This is a genomic window from Ochrobactrum sp. WV_118_8 (assembly GCF_039631535.1).
Classification (GTDB): domain Bacteria; phylum Pseudomonadota; class Alphaproteobacteria; order Rhizobiales; family Rhizobiaceae; genus Brucella; species Brucella anthropi.
On record NZ_JBDIUZ010000001.1, the window covers coordinates 302240 to 317885 of the forward strand.

Below are 15646 nucleotides of genomic sequence, written 5' to 3' on the forward strand. Positions count from 1 at the left end.
GCCGTTACTTGGTCTTGCGTGCAAATTTGCCGAGAAGGCTCGAAATGCTGCTCTTTTTGCGCGGCTGCACATCGGCCCTGCCAGTCACGACATGCGCAATATGGCTGATGGCTTCGGCAATAGGACTTTCTGGATTGGTTTCTGCGATCATCCGGCCGTTGTTGGCTGCATTGCCGAAAAGCTGCGGATCGAAGTCTATAGTCGCGACAGGGTCGATGCCGAGCGGCTCGGCAAAATCTGCGAGCGCAATTTCCGGCCGTTTGGGAATGCCCATCTGGTTGAGGACGAGATGCGGTTTCACATCGTTCGGTCGCAGTTGCGCCAGCGTGTCGAGAAGGTTCTTTGTGTTGCGCAGATTGGCGAGATCGGGTGTTGCAACGATCACGACCTCATCGGCGCGCATCAATGTGGTCCGCGTCCATCCGCTCCAGCCATGTGCCACATCCAGCACAATCAGCGGAGAATTGCGTTGGGCAACATCGATCATTTCGGCAAAGGCGTCTTCGCCGAAATCGAATGTCCGCTCCAGGCTCGAAGGTGCAGCGAGGATTGAAAGGTGATCGTCATATTGAACCAGCAACCGGTCGAGATAGACCTCATCGATCCGCTCCGGCGAGAAAACGGCATCGGCGATGCCGAGCGTCGGGTCCTGATCGAAATTGATGTTTGCTGTGCCAAAGGGCAGGTCCATGTCTGCCAGCACGACATCGTGCCGAAACAGGTCGGAGATCGACCAGGCGACATTGTGGGCGATTGTCGAAGCACCAACGCCACCTTTCGCACCGATAAAGGCGATGGAACGACCCAGCGGTTCTGCACCGGGATCGAGAAAAATCGAGGAAACGATGGCCAGAATGTCTGCGAGCGAGACAGGTGCCACGATATATTCTGAAACGCCGCGCCGCAGCAATTCGCGATAAAGCCAGACCTCGTTGGAATGACCAATCACCATAACTTTTGAACCGGAATCGCATACCTCTGACAATTGCTGCAGTTCTTCTAGCAGCACATTGGGTTCGGACGCCGATTCGACAATGATCAGATTCGGCGTGGAGGCGGTCTGATAAAACTCGGTAGCCGCTGCAATGCCACCCATCATGACTTTCAGATGGGTTTTGGCCATGCGCCGGTCGCCGCCGGCGCGCTCGATTGGAATGGCGACGCTTTCGTTCACGCAGAAGGCCTGGATCGAAATGCGTGGAATGGGGCGCACATTTTCGAGCATGATCGGCGCGCGGCCCGTCTCGGGGCCTTGTTCTTCTTCCGCTGGTTCGAAAGCGAAGTTGCTCATGGCGCCCTCTTAATACTCGGCTTGCTTGCTGCGGGGTTCTTGCCAGTTGTCCGTCTGTGCCGGCGACATTTTCACGTAGCCCTGATCGCCGTTGAGACGTTCGGTCGTACGGTCCGAATCGATTGGCGACATGACGCGTGGTCCCAGAAGATCGGCCGGATTGGCGACCTGAGCGGCAAGATTGTTCTGCGAGGCACAGCCAAAATTGGCGTAATGCTTGTTTTCAGGCGTGCTGGCGAGATCGTCCGGCCAGCGACCGCACGGCGTCGTGCCCGCGGTCATCGCGTAATAGCTGATCCTGATGGGCGCTGCCGCTTCCGGGTTTTCAACGGGATAGTTTTCGATGGCGATGTTGTTTGCCTTGATGCCACCGCGCCGGAGCATAGCCGACACCTCAGTGCTTAACCGATAGGCTGCCGCCTGATTGGAGGTGCCAGAAGGCACCAGCACATAGAGCATGCCTGAGCCACCACGCCGGTAATTGGCAATAGCGCCCTGAACGATGCCACGCTGCATCGGGCTCAGCTTCTGGTCGGCTTGTGCAACCGGAATATCGGTGACCTGCTCCCGTTCCGCAATCGTGATCGGATGATTGGTACGATAATCGTCCGGCAAGGCGCCAACGGTGACATGCTGGCGGTTCGCACAACCCGCGAGAAGAGCCAGCGACAGGGCGACAAGCGCTGGTCGGGCGGAAATCCTGCAAAAGCCTCTGACTGAATATGTCATGATCTGTCCCCGCTCACTTGTAGATATAACCGACGACGCCGTTGTAGCGACCGGGCGGCAGTTTGGTTTCCATCGTGCCGTAAACGCGATTGACCTTGCCAAGGATGTATCCCGCGCCATCGCTGGCCGGATTGAGATTGTCGTCGGGTCGCGCAAGCTGCTGGCGGGCAACGGGGCGTGCCAGATAAGGTGTGACGATCACCACCAGTTCGGATTCGTTGCGGATGAAATCCTTGCTGCGGAACAGCGCGCCAAGGACCGGAATCTTGGTAAGGCCTGGAAAGCCGGAAACCGACTGGCGCACTTCATCGCGGATCAACCCACCGATCATCATGGAACCGCCGGACGGAAGTTCGACCGTGGTATCGGCGACACGCTTGCGCAGCGATAGAACACTTGCGCCAACGCCATCCATCTTGTTGGTGGTGCCTGCGCCTTCTGTCGTCGGCTCAGAGACAGAGGTTCTGATTTTCAGGCTGATGCGTCCCGGCCCCAGCACGGTCGGCATGAATTCGAGACCAATGCCATAGTTGATCTTAGCCAGTTCATTGGTGCGCTTTCCGTCATCGTCATATTTGACGCTGTTGATGACATTGTATTCGCCGCCGACATTGAAGGCCGCTTTTTCCCCGGAGATTGCGGTCAGGGTCGGCTCGGCGAGCGTCTTCATGACGCCTGCCGATTCCATTGCCCGCAGATAGGCGGAAAAATTGCTTGTCGCGAGGCCGAATCCGGTATCGGAAAGGTTGTTGCCAATGGCTCCGGCAATACTCTCGGAAATTCCCCCATAGGAAATGCCGTTCGAAACACCGCTGCCTGCCATATTGACGCCAAGCTGCTTCATGACCGAGCGGCTGACTTCCGCGACGGTGACTTTCAATGTCACCTGATCCTCACCGACGATAGTCAGCATATTGACGATGGCGCTCGCGCGGCGGTTTCGGTCGGGATTGTTGATAGCAACACCGCCGCCATCCGTTGGCGCGGACGCAGTCGTGGTGAACTGACCGGTTGTTGCTTCGCCACCGGAAACGAAAAGGCCTGCAAGCTTTGCGGCCTGTGCCGAATCCTGTGGGGTCTGCACCGTTCCGGTCAGCACCACATTGTCGTTGATCAGTTCGACGCGAATATCGGAACCGGGAATGAGGCGCTTCAGCTGGGATGAAATCCCGCTCACATCGCGCTCGATTTCGACATCGATCGATGCGACCTGTTCGCCATTGGGACCGAAAACGAAAATATTGGTCTGTCCGACCTGCTTGCCGAAAAGATAGATGCGTCGCGACGTACGCGTCACCGCATCGGCGATTGTGGGGTTGGAGACGAGAACGTCATAAGCATCCTGCGGAAGATCGAGCACGACCGACTTGTTGAGGCCAAGCTTGATCGTCTGCGAACGCTGCTGGCTGCCGACCTTGACGATGCCGGCCGCCGCCATGGCGGACATATCGGTGAGCGGCAGTGAGAAGGCGGCAAGCGCGCTGGTTAAAAGTGCGACTTTTGCGGAATATGGGCGCACGCGTTTTTTCTTTCTCATGAGCGCGGTCCTATTTCTGTAACGCTGCCGGACTTGATGACCTTGACCGTTCCGCTGCGGGTCGGCGAGGAAACCAGATAGTCGGCCTGCTTGATATCCTTGTCCTCGACATCCTGTGTCGAGCGAAGTGCCAGCGTCAGGCGGTCTGCCATCTGCTGAGCGACGGTGATGATTTCGGCTTGTTCCGGCGTGACTTCGAGCGTCGCGGTCTGGCCGACCATGACCTTGCGGCCCTGCTCGTCTTCCTGAATGGCCTGATCGATGGCCAGAACACGCACATTCTGCAACACGGTTTCTGTGGTGAATGGCGTCAGCGATTTATCGCCATTGTCCGGCTTGCGGCGGGTCATGATGACATCGACGAAGTCATTGGGAAGAATGAAGCCGCCTGCCGAGCTTTCGGCATTGATCTGTGTCGCGACGGCGCGCATGCCGGGTGGCAGGATCGACGACATGAAACTCTGTCCCGGACCGATGAGCTTGGTCTTGCGGATCGGTTCGCCCGTGAAGAACTGCAGGCGCACGGTTGCGCCACTCAACTGATTGATGGCGTCGGGTTCGCTTGCGCGGGTGATATAGCCGTCGCTGACAGCTTCGGCAGGCCAGGGCTGCCAGCGCATCTGCGATGTCAGCTCTGCGCCGACACCGAGATTTTCGGTGGCAACCAGCACGTCTTCCAGCTTCATCTGCGGCGTTTCAGGCGCAACGACAACGGGAGCAGGCGGCGGTGCGGCGAGGTTCATGGCGATATAGCCAGCGCCACCTGCCGCAAGAACGGCCACTCCTAAAATGAGCAGTCGAGCTGATTTCATGATGTGCCCCGCGCAAATCCCCACGTCTTGATGACGTGTTCCAAAACTGCACTGGGAATCGTGTAATTATGGTTAATATAATCTTATTCGAATAAAGAAAGATTGGGAGTACACGCGAACGTTGCGCATAAATGCGCTTAAAATGCCCCTGCCATATAGGTTTTCATCGTTTCCCCGACTGGCGACAGTGGAAATGTCCAGAGACCGGCAGCGCCAAGTGCAATGCCGTAGGGAATGCCCACATCCTTGCGGGCGAGCGTTCCCAAGAAGGCATAGCGATCCGCCAGAAGCGGACGGGGGATCATCCTGTAGAGGATGATCGTGAGTGTCAGCACGCCGCCCAGGATCGAAACCATCACAATATAATCCATGAGGCTGGCATTGGGACCGAACCACAAGGCCGTCGCCGCAATGAGCTTGGCGTCACCACCACCCATCGCGCGCAGGCAAAAGAGCGAAAAGGTGATGATGAGTACGATACCGCCGACAGCCAGATGCCAGCCATAGTCTGCGAGGGAAATTCCGCAGAGCGGTGCGAGCAGGACAAAGCCCAGGGTCAGTCCGATGGAAACGCGGTTGCGGATGGTCATCGAGGTCAAGTCGGTGATCATGGCCGTCACCATTGCCAGAGCAAAGATTGCCGTCATAGCTGCTGCTGTCATTGCCGATGCCCCCGCGTCGCCTGTCATCCCATCATTTGGTCACCGTTTGCACGGAGTTGCGCTTTGATGATTAGCGGTTCGTCGCCTGTTCGAACTGTATGGCCGTGTCATTGAATTTTTCGCCGACATTGCCAGCCACGAGCGCGACGCCGCTGATGATCATTATGGAAACGAGTGTGCCGATCAGCGCATATTCGATTGCTGTCGAACCGGCCCTGTTCTTCATGAAGCGCGTCATCAATGTCGGCATCACATGCTCCTCGCTGTTCCGATTGCGCTGGTTTTTGGGAACGCGCTCTAATTTCGGATAAGCTGAAGCATAAGAGAGAGGAATTGTGGCCCTCTTAACAATCAGGGTTAATGAAGTGTTTCGACGCTTTCCGCATCACTGCAATCGCACGATTGGTTAATCTTTGGCGAATTGTGAACGCGGTCTGCGCGGAAGGGTAGCGACTTAATTCTTCCTTCACCAATCCCCTTCATTCTTTGCTCATTATATTGATGGGGTTCCATTCGCTGAGCCCACTATATCTGCGGGGGAATGTCGCGTGACGCGTCGATTGTTTGCTTTGGGTGGCTTCGGCATGGTGTCTGCCATGGGCATTGCCTTCATGACGGTCTTTGCGGCCATACCGGCGTCTGCAGAAGACTACATTGCCCTTGAGACAAGCCAGGCGCGCATCTTGCGGCTCGCGCGGCCAGCCGACAGTGTCGTGATCGGAAATCCGTCGATTGCCGATGCCGTCGTTCAGGATGCACAGACTATTGTTCTGACTGGCAAGGATTTTGGCGTCACCAATATTGTCGTCATGGACAAGCAGGGCGAACCGATCCTCGACCGTGAGCTGGTGGTTTCCCGCAATGCACGCGGCACGACGCGAATTTACCGGCAGGCCGAAGTACAAACGCTTTCCTGTACGCCTTACTGCGAAAAAGCTTCAACGAAGAACGGCTTCGACGACAAGTAACGCTATTCAATCGTGAGTCCCTGTTCCGTTAATACTCTTTCAGGTTGTCCTGTTGTAACGATACTCCCAATCGAATTCATATGAAGTTGGGTGGGGTTATGACTTTCCGGATTTTGGCGCGTGGCCTTGCAGGGGCGAGCGCGAACTTACGCCGTTTTGCCCGTGCACAACATGGTGTGGCGGCGGTGGAGTTCGCGTTGCTTATCGGTCCGTTCCTGATCATCATCTTTGCGACGATCGAAATCGGTATGAGTTTTGTGGCGCGTCAGGTCATATCCAATGCGACAGAGACTGTTGCACGCCGATTGCAGACGGGGCAGATCAGAGGGGCTCAAATCAGCGAAGGAACCCTGCGCACCGAACTCTGTCAGCAGATGCAGTTTATGGTCGCGCAAGGCTGCCCCAATCTTTCGCTCAATCTGGGAACCTACGAAGGCTTCGACAAGGTTCCGATTGACCAGATTCTCGATGGTGAGGGCAAGCTCACGCGGACAGGTATTATCGGGACCAGTGGAACCTCGACGATCAATCAGCTCAACGTGGTTTATGCTTGGCCCGTGCTGACAAACATCCTTTATCTGATCGAAAATCCACATGCAGCAGGGGGCACCATGCCGCTCTTTGCGACCCTCACCTGGCAGAACGAACCCTTCCCGAACTAAAACAACTGATGTGCGTTCCGAAAATCGCCTCGCACTTTTCGGAATGCATTCTGGAGCGATCGATTGCCATGCGTAATTGTCTTCGAAAATTCCTGAATGATAAACGCGGATTGGGTGCGGTTGAATTCGCACTGATCGCGCCCGCCCTGCTTCTGATTTATCTTGGCTCGGTTGATCTGGCTGACGGGGTCGACACGAACAAGAAAGTGTCGCGCTCGGCGAGCAGCCTCGCTGATCTGGTTGCCCGCCAATTGTCGGTCACGAAGAATGATCTGAACGATATGTTCAACATCAGTCGCGCGTCACTGCTGCCCTATGGTCGGAGCGCACCGAAGATAAGGATCACCGCAATCAGGATTGACGGAACGGCGAGGGCCAGCAACCTGACGCCGGAGGTCGATTGGTCCTATGCCAACATTGCGGATTTTGCCGCCAAGAAGGGGGATGTCGGCGATATTCCGTCAAGCCTTCTGGATGAAGGATCGTATTTCATTAAAGTCGACGTCGAACTCGACTACAGGCCGCTCAATGCATGGATTTCCACGAGCATTCCGATGAGCGAAACCTATTATCTGGCGCCCCGCTATACGAACACGCTTCCCTGTACCAATTGCTGAACATCTTGGCATTGCGGACAAAACTGAACATATAAGGGCAAAGCCAATGCATGGCTCTTGTTCAGGATCAGTTTTCTATGCCCGAATTGCCAGAAGTCGAAACGGTTCGCCGTGGTCTGCAGCCTGTCATGGAGGGCGCGACCGTCAGCCAAGTCGAACAACGACGCCCGGACTTGCGCTTTCCCTTTCCCAACCGCTTTGTCGAACGGCTTTCTAGTCGGCGCATTTTGGCGCTTGGACGTCGCGCGAAATATCTGACGATCCATCTCGATGACGGCCTATCCGTCATCAGCCATCTTGGCATGTCGGGTTCGTTTCGCATCGAGACCGATGATGACGGCGGCACGCCTGGCGAATTCCATCATGAGCGCTCCAAGCTGAGTGCGCATGACCATGTTGTGTTTCATCTTCTGCGAGCCGATGGCGCTCCGGCCCGTATCGTCTACAACGATCCGCGTCGCTTCGGCTTCATGCTTTTTGCGGAAGAAGGCACGCTCGATAGCCACCCGCTGCTGGCAAGCCTCGGCATAGAGCCGACAGGCAATCTGCTCTCGGGCACCATTCTGGCCGAACTCTTCAAGGGGCGTCGGACGCCGCTCAAGGCGGCGCTGCTCGATCAGCGGCTGATAGCTGGTCTTGGTAATATCTATGTTTGCGAGGCGCTCTGGCGCAGCCAACTGTCGCCCATGCAGACAGCCGGGTCTGTTGCGCAGAATCCCGCAATCATGGAGCAATTGGCTGCCGATATCCGCACAGTGATCGCGGAAGCCATTGCCGCAGGCGGTTCAACCCTCAAGGACTATATTCAGGCAGATGGCGCGCTTGGCTATTTCCAACACTCCTTCTCCGTCTATGGGCGCGAGGGCGAGCCATGCAAAAACCCTGCCTGCAACGGCATTGTGGAACGGGCGGTACAGTCGGGACGTTCGACTTTTTTCTGTGCCTCCTGCCAGCAATGAGGCCTTGAAAAAGAAGTGACGCCGGTCCACTTTGCCCGCCAACCAGCGAGAGCGCATCCCGAAAGGTGTGAAACGGTTTTCGGACAAGATGCGCGGTTCAAACCGAAAAGATAGAGCATTTCCCGTGATTCAGGAAAAACAGGAAACGCTTGATCTGTCCGAAGGAGGAGTTCAATCCATGGCCTATGAAACGATCATCGTCGAGACACGTGGCGGCGTCGGCCTCATCCGCCTCAACCGCCCGCAGGCGCTCAATGCCCTGAACCGCAAGGTTCTCGACGAATTGACCGAAGCTCTCGGCGCTTTCGATACGGACGGCAAGATCGGCGCGATCGTTCTCACCGGTTCCGAAAAGGCCTTCGCTGCCGGTGCCGACATCAAGGAAATGCAGCCGATCGATTTCGTGGATGCCTATCTTCAGGACATGTTCGCTGACTGGCAGAAAGTGGATCGGGTCCGCAAGCCGATCATCGCGGCGGTTTCGGGCTATGCGCTGGGCGGCGGCTGCGAACTCGCCATGATGTGCGATTTCATCATCGCGGGCAGCAACGCAAAATTCGGCCAGCCGGAAATCACGCTCGGCGTCATGCCCGGCATGGGCGGCTCGCAGCGTCTCACGCGCTATGTCGGCAAGTCCAAGGCGATGGATATGTGCCTCACCGGGCGCATGATGGACGCGGCGGAAGCAGAACGCAGCGGTCTTGTCTCGCGCGTCGTTGCGCCGGAAGAGCTTCTCGACGAAGCGCTGAAGGCAGCAGAACGCATTGCATCCTTCTCACGTCCGTCTGTGCTGATGGTCAAGGAAGCGGTCAATCGTACCTACGAAATGACGCTGAGCGAAGGACTCCGCTTCGAGCGGCGCCAGTTCCATTCGCTGTTTGCGACGGAAGACCAGAAGGAAGGCATGGCAGCCTTCATCGACAAGCGTACGCCGTCGTTCAAGAATCGCTAAAGCTTGTCTCCCTAAAGTGGGAACCGGTTTCGGGATAAAGACATGCTTGAAAAGACAAATAGATAGAGCAGTTTCAATGACTCGGTTTTAGCTGGAACCGCTCTAATTGATCGGCTGGTGGTCGAGTGACGGCCCTGACAAGAGCATCATGGGAGCCTTCCGGTCGCTTTCGGCGGGCTTTCAGGCCGGGTTTGCGGCTTTTTGATCGAGCTTTGGGGCAGAATCCACGTTGACGCCGCGCCAAAGCTGATCTATAAGCCCGCCACGGATCGGCGGCCCCCAGGGATCTTCAAGGGATTTTCTCGGCTGCCCTAGAGGTTTTGTGCCCGGCGGTTTTTGCCCCTGGCTAGCTGACAGAAAAAAGAGAGGCATTTATGGCCAATACTCCTTCGGCCAAGAAGGCAGTGCGCAAGATCGCTGCCCGCACCGAAATCAACAAGTCCCGCCGTTCGCGCGTTCGTACCTTCGTGCGCAAGCTGGAAGACGCTCTGCTGAGCGGCGACAAGCAGGCTGCAGAAGTCGCATTCAAGGCTGCTGAGCCTGAACTGATGCGCGCTGCTTCCAAGGGCGTGATGCACAAGAATACCGCTTCGCGTAAGGTGTCTCGCCTTGCTCAGCGCGTTAAGGCTCTGAACGCCTAAGCATTCATCCATTTTTATGGATTGTTTTCGAAACCCGGCTCATTGTTAGCCGGGTTTTCTTTTTTGAGCGTTTCTCAGAACACTGGCATTCTTTCATACCACCCTGAATTGTAGAGATTTTTCAATGCCTAGCTGGAATATTTCAGAGGGCGGTTAATCTCGCGTGAGGCGATTTAATTAGTATTTTCAAATGGTTGCGGAATATTATCCACTGTTATCCACAGGCGGGTTTAGGGACTCGGAAGGGGGTTTGAGTCAAGGAATATTTTTAAATTTATTTTTAGGAAGAACATATCAAGATCACCTAAAAATTGCCCCACGAAAACACATTGAATCCAAAGGTGTTATTTCGCTGGCGTCCGATTCCCTACTTTTGTCGAGTCCCCCTGCAAGGGCTTTCAGCAAAAAAATGTGGCTTTCTGAGGCTTGCCCTTTGCTGCGAGGCTTCGCTAAAGTCAGGGCATAAGAGGGGTGGGCCACCGGCCCGGAGTTAGCATCAAATAGCGAGTTTGTCGGCGTGGGCATCACAGCCCGCGGGTGTTATATTCTGGTCGTAAGGTCCTGTTCCTCATGGTTGTTTGCTTACCGTTCGTTAACCGGAATGCCGTTTTAGGCATGTCCCCGACAATTGAATGGTTGTGGCGGATTTCTTTCCGGGCAATCAGCCTCCGGTAAAAGTGTTGTGAGTCGTAAAAAGGTCGCCGGGAAGGAGTATCCGGGTGTTGGTCCTGATGGGACCGTTTGAGTTTGTGTTTGGCCCAGAGCTGTAGAGCCGGGCTTTATGAGTGAGTACCTGCCAGGCCAGACGGATAAAAAATCCGCGGTTCGGACAGGAAAAAATGACAAGCGCCAAAAAACGGCGCGTACGAATGTGAAGGCAGGCGAGACGATGGCAATGATGACCGGCAAATCGACGGCAACGATGGGTGATGATGCACATGCGAACCGTATCCATGGATCTTCTGCTACCGGAAATGAAAAGAGCCTGGTCGAGTTGAGCGGCAATGCAGGCGACGAGGTTTTCGAGCGCCTCACGGCAAAGCTGAAAGCCCGCGTTGGCACCGAGATTTATTCCAGCTGGTTCGGTCGTCTGAAACTCGACGATATCTCCAAGAGCATTGTCCGCCTGTCGGTTCCGACAGCATTTTTGCGCTCCTGGATCAACAATCACTATTCCGAACTGCTGACCGAACTGTGGCAGGAAGAAAACCCGCAAATCCTGAAAGTTGAAGTCGTGGTTCGCGGTGTAAGCCGCGTGGTGCGCAGCGCAGCTCCAGTGGAAGCCTGCGAAGCAGTTGAAACCAAGCCTGCTGTGGCTCCGCGCGAAAAGATGGTGTTTCCAGTTGGGCAGTCGCTCGGTGAAAAGCGCGGTTCCGCAGTCGTTGCAGAATCGGCTTCGGGTTCCGTTCTGGGTTCACCGCTCGACCCGCGCTATACGTTCGACAGCTTTGTCGATGGCGCATCGAATCGCGTGGCCCTTGCCGCCGCTCGCACCATTGCTGAAGCCGGTTCCAGCGCGGTGCGTTTCAATCCGCTTTTCATCCATGCTTCCGTCGGTCTCGGCAAGACGCACCTTCTGCAGGCAATCGCCGCCGCCGCGCTCCAGCGGCAGGAAAAGGCCCGCGTTGTCTATCTGACGGCTGAGTATTTCATGTGGCGCTTTGCCACCGCGATCCGCGACAACAATGCGCTGTCCTTCAAGGAACAGCTGCGCGATATCGACCTCCTCGTCATCGACGACATGCAGTTCCTGCAGGGCAAGTCGATCCAGCACGAGTTCTGCCATCTCCTGAATACACTGCTCGACAGCGCCAAACAGGTCGTTGTCGCTGCCGACCGTGCGCCGTCCGAACTGGAATCGCTCGATGTGCGTGTTCGTTCGCGTCTTCAGGGTGGCGTTGCGCTCGAAGTGGCGGCCCCTGATTACGACATGCGCGTCGAGATGCTGCGTCGCCGTCTCGCCGTCGCGCAGGCAGAAGATTCGAGCCTGAACATTGGTGAAGAGATTCTCTCCCACGTTGCCCGCACGGTCACCGGATCGGGCCGCGAACTGGAAGGTGCTTTCAACCAGCTTCTGTTCCGTCAGTCCTTCGAGCCGAACATCTCCATCGACCGCGTCGATGAGCTGCTCGGTCATCTGACCCGCGTTGGCGAACCGAAGCGTATCCGCATCGAGGAAATCCAGCGCATCGTGGCGCGTCACTACAATGTCTCGAAGCAGGACCTGCTGTCGAACCGCCGCACGCGCACCATCGTCAAGCCTCGTCAGGTGGCAATGTATCTCGCCAAGATGATGACGCCGCGCTCTCTGCCGGAAATCGGCCGCCGCTTCGGCGGACGCGATCATACGACCGTGCTGCACGCCGTGCGCAAGATCGAAGATCTGGTGGGCGCCGACACCAAGCTGGCGCAGGAACTGGAGCTTCTGAAGCGCCTCATCAACGATCAGGCGGCCTGATTACAGTAGCTGCCCCGCCATCAATCGCGGTTATCAACAAAAAGCCCGGGCCCTGTCGCTTTCCGACATGGCGCGGGCTTGCTTTTCTCCTTAAAAATCTGCCACTTTAACGGACCTTCTGGCGCCCCCGGCGCCTTATCGACAGGGGCCGCCTGCCTGCCCGTCAGATGCAGTTGTCCTGTCCCAGCGAGCGAGTGCGTTTGAACATGCGTGTTACCCTAGAGCGATCGAACCTTCTCAAATCTCTCAACCACGTCCATCGCGTCGTGGAGCGTCGCAACACGATACCTATCCTGTCGAATGTGCTTTTGCAGGCCGAGGGCGCAAGCCTCGCACTCAAGGCGACCGACCTTGATCTTGAGGTCAACGAAGCGACAGCCGCCATGGTGGAACAGGCAGGCGCTACGACGGTTCCGGCACATCTTCTTTATGACATCGTCCGCAAGCTGCCGGATGGCGCTGAAGTCATGCTGTCGACCAATCCGGATGGTGGTTCCATTTCGGTCATTTCCGGCAAGTCGTCTTTCCGCCTCCAGTGCCTGCCGCAGTCCGATTTCCCAGAACTGACCGCTGGTGCATTTACCCATTCCTTCCGGATCGAGGCGCAGGCTCTGAAGCGTCTCATTGACCGCACGCAGTTTGCGATTTCGACGGAAGAAACCCGCTATTACCTCAATGGCATTTTCTTTCACGCCATCGAAAGCGAGGGTGCCCTGAAGCTGCGCGCTGTCGCGACCGACGGTCACCGTCTGGCGCGCGCCGAACTGGAAGCACCGTCCGGCACGGAAGGCATGCCGGGCATTATCATCCCGCGCAAAACGGTTGCCGAACTGCAGAAGCTGGTCGATGTGCCGGATGTGGTCGTTACGGTTGAACTGTCAGACGCCAAGATTCGCTTCACGGTTGGATCGGTGGTCCTCACCTCGAAGCTGATCGACGGAACCTTCCCGGATTACCAGCGCGTGATTCCGTCTGGCAACGACAAGAAGCTCACCATCGGACGCCAGGAGTTTGCGGCCTCCGTGGATCGCGTCTCGACCATTTCGAGCGAACGTGGCCGCGCGGTCAAGCTTTCGATTGCCGATGGCCAGCTGACGCTCACTGTCAACAATCCCGATTCCGGCAGCGCAACCGATGAGCTTGCGGCGGACTATGACGCCGATCCGCTCGATATCGGGTTCAACTCGAAATACCTGCTCGACATTACGAGCCAGCTTTCGGGTTCGGACGCGGTCTTCATGCTGGCCGATGCAGGTTCGCCGACGCTGGTGCGCGACACCGGCGATGAAGACGTGTTGTACGTGCTGATGCCTATGCGTGTTTAAAGAACAGAAAAGTGAATACGCCTGAGCCTAATCAAAGCCGCCCGGCCCGTGTATCGATCCGGCGGCTCAAGCTTGTGAATTTCCGCAATTATGCGGAACTGTCACTGCCGCTTGGGCCCGGCCATGTCGTGCTGACTGGTGAAAATGGTTCCGGCAAGACCAATCTGATCGAAGCAATTTCCTTTCTGTCGCCGGGACGCGGCCTGCGCCGCGCTGCTTATGACGATGTTGCCCGCACCAACTCGCTTGATGGCTTTGCTATTCATGCGGCGCTCGACTGTATGATTTACGGCGAAGCGGAAGTCGGCACCGGCACAGCAGGCGGCGGCGAGGGGGGGCGCAAAGTTCGTATCAACGGTATTGCGGGTTCCGGTGACGACATGCTCGACTATGCGCGTATCCTTTGGGTGGTGCCGTCTATGGATGGGCTTTTCACCGGAGGCGCTTCTGATCGCCGGCGTTTCCTCGACCGTATGGTGCTTGCTATCGATACCGCCCACGGCAAGCGCGTGCTCGATTACGAAAAAGCGATGCGCAGCCGCAACCGCTTGCTGAACGATGGCAGTAATGACGACCAATGGCTGGATGCGATCGAAAGCCAGATGGCGGAACTGGGCACAGCCATTGCCGCTGCCCGCGCCGAAGCCATGCGCCTGATTGCGGCGATGATCGAACGGCTTCCTGCCGAAGGACCATTTCCAAAGGCCGATTGCTTTCTGGAAGGAGTGTTGGAGCAGAGAATCAATGTCGAGGCGGCGCTCGATCTTGAAGAGGACTTCCGCCGTACCCTGCGCGATGGCCGCGCGAGAGATCAGGTGGCAGGCCGCACGCTTGAAGGCCCGCATCGCACCGATCTGATTGTCCAGCACAGACCCAAATCCATGCCAGCCGCGCTCTGTTCCACGGGCGAACAAAAGGCGCTTTTGATCGGTCTCGTGCTTGCCCATGCCCGACTGACGGCAGAGCTTTCCGGTATGGCTCCGATTCTCCTGCTCGATGAAATCGCCGCGCATCTCGATACGGGGCGCCGCGCCGCGCTCTTTGGCATCCTTGATGAGCTTGGCGGACAGGCCTTCATGACGGGCACGGATCGCGCGCTTTTCGAAGCGCTCGAAGGGGAAGCGCAATTCTTTAACGTCTCTGCCGGCCATCTCACCAGACTGTCTGATGCCTGATCCGAGAACCGGTTCCATTTTATGGATCGCGCCGTGAGGCAAAATATCCGCTGACAGCGCCTTGGGAGAGGCATATGTTTGGAGGTATGAATGCACCATCCAGACCATTTTCGTCCGAAGAACTTGAACGCTATGCGCGCCATATCGTGCTGCCAGAAATCGGCGGTCCGGGCCAGCAGAAGCTGAAGGCCGCTCGCGTGCTGATCGTCGGCGCAGGCGGTCTTGGCGCGCCTGTGCTGCAATATCTGGCGGCTGCCGGTGTCGGCGCGCTCGGCATCGTCGATGACGACACTGTATCGCTGTCGAACCTGCAGCGACAGGTCATTCATGATACGCAAAGCGTTGGCCTGCCAAAGGTGGAAAGCGCGCTTGCCACCATTGCCCGTATCAATCCGCATGTGACGGTCGAAGGACACCAGTTTCGCCTCGATGCCGGTAACGTAGAAGCGTTGATCGGCAATTATGACGTTCTGGTGGATGGTTCGGACAATTTCACCACGCGCTATATTCTGGCCGATGCTGCTGCAAGGGTGGGACGCCCGCTCGTGACCGGTGCTATGGGCCGTTTCGATGGCACGGTCACCGTGCTGATGCCCTATACGACTGGACCGGATGGCACGCAGAACCCATCTTATCGCGATCTCTTTCCAGAAGCGCCGCCACCTGGAACAGTGCCGACCTGCGCCGAAGCCGGTGTGCTGGGCGTCCTGCCGGGTGTGATCGGCAGTCTGCAGGCGATGGAAGTTATCAAGCTTATCACTGGCATCGGCGAGCCGCTGGTTGGTCGCCTTCTACTCTATAATGCCCTGAATGTCCGTTTTGAAACCATTCGCTACAAGGCACGCAAGAAGGGCTGAG

The 15646-nt window shown here is 56.8% G+C and carries 16 protein-coding genes; 10 read left to right on the top strand and 6 right to left on the bottom strand.

From position 1 onward, the window contains the following. Nucleotides 1–4 precede the first annotated feature (4 nt). From ABDF71_RS01470 to ABDF71_RS01495, 6 genes are all read right to left on the bottom strand, one after another. Nucleotides 5–1291: a CpaE/TadZ family protein gene (locus ABDF71_RS01470; RefSeq protein ID WP_010657798.1), complete on the bottom strand. Its 1287-nt coding sequence runs from the start codon at nucleotides 1289–1291 to the stop codon at nucleotides 5–7. A gap of 9 nt (nucleotides 1292–1300) precedes the next feature. Beyond that, on the bottom strand, nucleotides 1301–2020 hold the full coding sequence (locus tag ABDF71_RS01475) for a CpaD family pilus assembly protein (protein WP_151614866.1): 720 nt from the start codon (nucleotides 2018–2020) through the stop codon (nucleotides 1301–1303). A gap of 13 nt (nucleotides 2021–2033) precedes the next feature. Beyond that, on the bottom strand, nucleotides 2034–3557 hold the full coding sequence (locus tag ABDF71_RS01480) for a type II and III secretion system protein family protein (RefSeq protein ID WP_151662882.1): 1524 nt from the start codon (nucleotides 3555–3557) through the stop codon (nucleotides 2034–2036). Next, on the bottom strand, nucleotides 3554–4369 hold the full coding sequence (gene cpaB / locus ABDF71_RS01485; RefSeq protein WP_010657801.1) for a Flp pilus assembly protein CpaB: 816 nt from the start codon (nucleotides 4367–4369) through the stop codon (nucleotides 3554–3556). The genes ABDF71_RS01480 and cpaB overlap by 4 nt, the downstream gene beginning before the upstream one ends. Nucleotides 4370–4506: 137 nt before the next feature. Continuing rightward, nucleotides 4507–5031, bottom strand: coding sequence for an A24 family peptidase (locus tag ABDF71_RS01490; RefSeq protein ID WP_235916919.1), 525 nt, complete (start codon nucleotides 5029–5031; stop codon nucleotides 4507–4509). Nucleotides 5032–5101: 70 nt separating this feature from the next. After that, nucleotides 5102–5281, bottom strand: coding sequence for a Flp family type IVb pilin (locus ABDF71_RS01495; protein WP_010657803.1), 180 nt, complete (start codon nucleotides 5279–5281; stop codon nucleotides 5102–5104). 298 nt (nucleotides 5282–5579) lie between these two features. Here ABDF71_RS01495 and ABDF71_RS01500 point away from each other — a divergent pair, with 298 nt between their 5' ends. The 10 genes from ABDF71_RS01500 to ABDF71_RS01545 all read left to right on the top strand — a co-directional run bounded on the left by ABDF71_RS01500 (nucleotide 5580) and on the right by ABDF71_RS01545 (nucleotide 15645). Beyond that, on the top strand, nucleotides 5580–5999 hold the full coding sequence (locus ABDF71_RS01500) for a pilus assembly protein N-terminal domain-containing protein (protein ID WP_029375825.1): 420 nt from the start codon (nucleotides 5580–5582) through the stop codon (nucleotides 5997–5999). Between the two features lie 98 nt (nucleotides 6000–6097). After that, entirely contained in the window at nucleotides 6098–6661 is a 564-nt protein-coding gene (locus tag ABDF71_RS01505; RefSeq protein ID WP_010657805.1) for a TadE/TadG family type IV pilus assembly protein, read from the top strand. 68 nt (nucleotides 6662–6729) lie between these two features. Continuing rightward, nucleotides 6730–7278 carry a TadE/TadG family type IV pilus assembly protein gene (locus ABDF71_RS01510; protein WP_029926131.1) on the top strand — a complete coding sequence of 183 codons (549 nt, stop codon included), beginning with the start codon at nucleotides 6730–6732 and terminating at the stop codon, nucleotides 7276–7278. A 77-nt stretch (nucleotides 7279–7355) separates the two neighbouring features. Next, entirely contained in the window at nucleotides 7356–8237 is an 882-nt protein-coding gene (gene mutM / locus ABDF71_RS01515) for a bifunctional DNA-formamidopyrimidine glycosylase/DNA-(apurinic or apyrimidinic site) lyase (protein WP_500060861.1), read from the top strand. Nucleotides 8238–8415: 178 nt separating this feature from the next. Next, nucleotides 8416–9189: an enoyl-CoA hydratase gene (locus tag ABDF71_RS01520; protein ID WP_010657808.1), complete on the top strand. Its 774-nt coding sequence runs from the start codon at nucleotides 8416–8418 to the stop codon at nucleotides 9187–9189. Nucleotides 9190–9563: 374 nt separating this feature from the next. Further along, the gene (gene rpsT / locus ABDF71_RS01525; protein ID WP_010657809.1) at nucleotides 9564–9830 is read left to right on the top strand and encodes a 30S ribosomal protein S20; all 267 of its coding nucleotides are present in this window, start codon (nucleotides 9564–9566) and stop codon (nucleotides 9828–9830) included. Between the two features lie 895 nt (nucleotides 9831–10725). Continuing rightward, nucleotides 10726–12288, top strand: coding sequence for a chromosomal replication initiator protein DnaA (gene dnaA / locus ABDF71_RS01530; protein WP_011982245.1), 1563 nt, complete (start codon nucleotides 10726–10728; stop codon nucleotides 12286–12288). Between the two features lie 206 nt (nucleotides 12289–12494). After that, nucleotides 12495–13613: a DNA polymerase III subunit beta gene (gene dnaN, locus ABDF71_RS01535; RefSeq protein WP_040129048.1), complete on the top strand. Its 1119-nt coding sequence runs from the start codon at nucleotides 12495–12497 to the stop codon at nucleotides 13611–13613. 11 nt (nucleotides 13614–13624) lie between these two features. Then, complete coding sequence (gene recF, locus ABDF71_RS01540; RefSeq protein ID WP_151614870.1) at nucleotides 13625–14788, top strand: DNA replication/repair protein RecF; 1164 nt, start codon at nucleotides 13625–13627, stop codon at nucleotides 14786–14788. Nucleotides 14789–14862: 74 nt separating this feature from the next. Further along, complete coding sequence (locus tag ABDF71_RS01545; RefSeq protein ID WP_192799887.1) at nucleotides 14863–15645, top strand: molybdopterin-synthase adenylyltransferase MoeB; 783 nt, start codon at nucleotides 14863–14865, stop codon at nucleotides 15643–15645. Nucleotide 15646 lies beyond the last annotated feature (1 nt).

Excerpts from the sequence above, each read along its gene's own strand:
- ABDF71_RS01470 (WP_010657798.1), bottom strand. The coding sequence starts at position 1,291 with ATGAGCAACTTCGCTTTCGAACCAGCGGAAGAAGAACAAGGCCCCGAG.
- ABDF71_RS01475 (WP_151614866.1), bottom strand. The coding sequence starts at position 2,020 with ATGACATATTCAGTCAGAGGCTTTTGCAGGATTTCCGCCCGACCAGCG.
- ABDF71_RS01480 (WP_151662882.1), bottom strand. The coding sequence starts at position 3,557 with ATGAGAAAGAAAAAACGCGTGCGCCCATATTCCGCAAAAGTCGCACTT.
- cpaB (WP_010657801.1), bottom strand. The coding sequence starts at position 4,369 with ATGAAATCAGCTCGACTGCTCATTTTAGGAGTGGCCGTTCTTGCGGCA.
- ABDF71_RS01490 (WP_235916919.1), bottom strand. The coding sequence starts at position 5,031 with ATGACAGCAGCAGCTATGACGGCAATCTTTGCTCTGGCAATGGTGACG.
- ABDF71_RS01495 (WP_010657803.1), bottom strand. The coding sequence starts at position 5,281 with ATGCCGACATTGATGACGCGCTTCATGAAGAACAGGGCCGGTTCGACA.
- ABDF71_RS01505 (WP_010657805.1), top strand. The coding sequence starts at position 6,098 with ATGACTTTCCGGATTTTGGCGCGTGGCCTTGCAGGGGCGAGCGCGAAC.
- ABDF71_RS01510 (WP_029926131.1), top strand. The coding sequence starts at position 6,730 with ATGCGTAATTGTCTTCGAAAATTCCTGAATGATAAACGCGGATTGGGT.
- mutM (WP_500060861.1), top strand. The coding sequence starts at position 7,356 with ATGCCCGAATTGCCAGAAGTCGAAACGGTTCGCCGTGGTCTGCAGCCT.
- ABDF71_RS01520 (WP_010657808.1), top strand. The coding sequence starts at position 8,416 with ATGGCCTATGAAACGATCATCGTCGAGACACGTGGCGGCGTCGGCCTC.
- rpsT (WP_010657809.1), top strand. The coding sequence starts at position 9,564 with ATGGCCAATACTCCTTCGGCCAAGAAGGCAGTGCGCAAGATCGCTGCC.
- dnaA (WP_011982245.1), top strand. The coding sequence starts at position 10,726 with ATGATGACCGGCAAATCGACGGCAACGATGGGTGATGATGCACATGCG.
- dnaN (WP_040129048.1), top strand. The coding sequence starts at position 12,495 with ATGCGTGTTACCCTAGAGCGATCGAACCTTCTCAAATCTCTCAACCAC.
- ABDF71_RS01545 (WP_192799887.1), top strand. The coding sequence starts at position 14,863 with ATGTTTGGAGGTATGAATGCACCATCCAGACCATTTTCGTCCGAAGAA.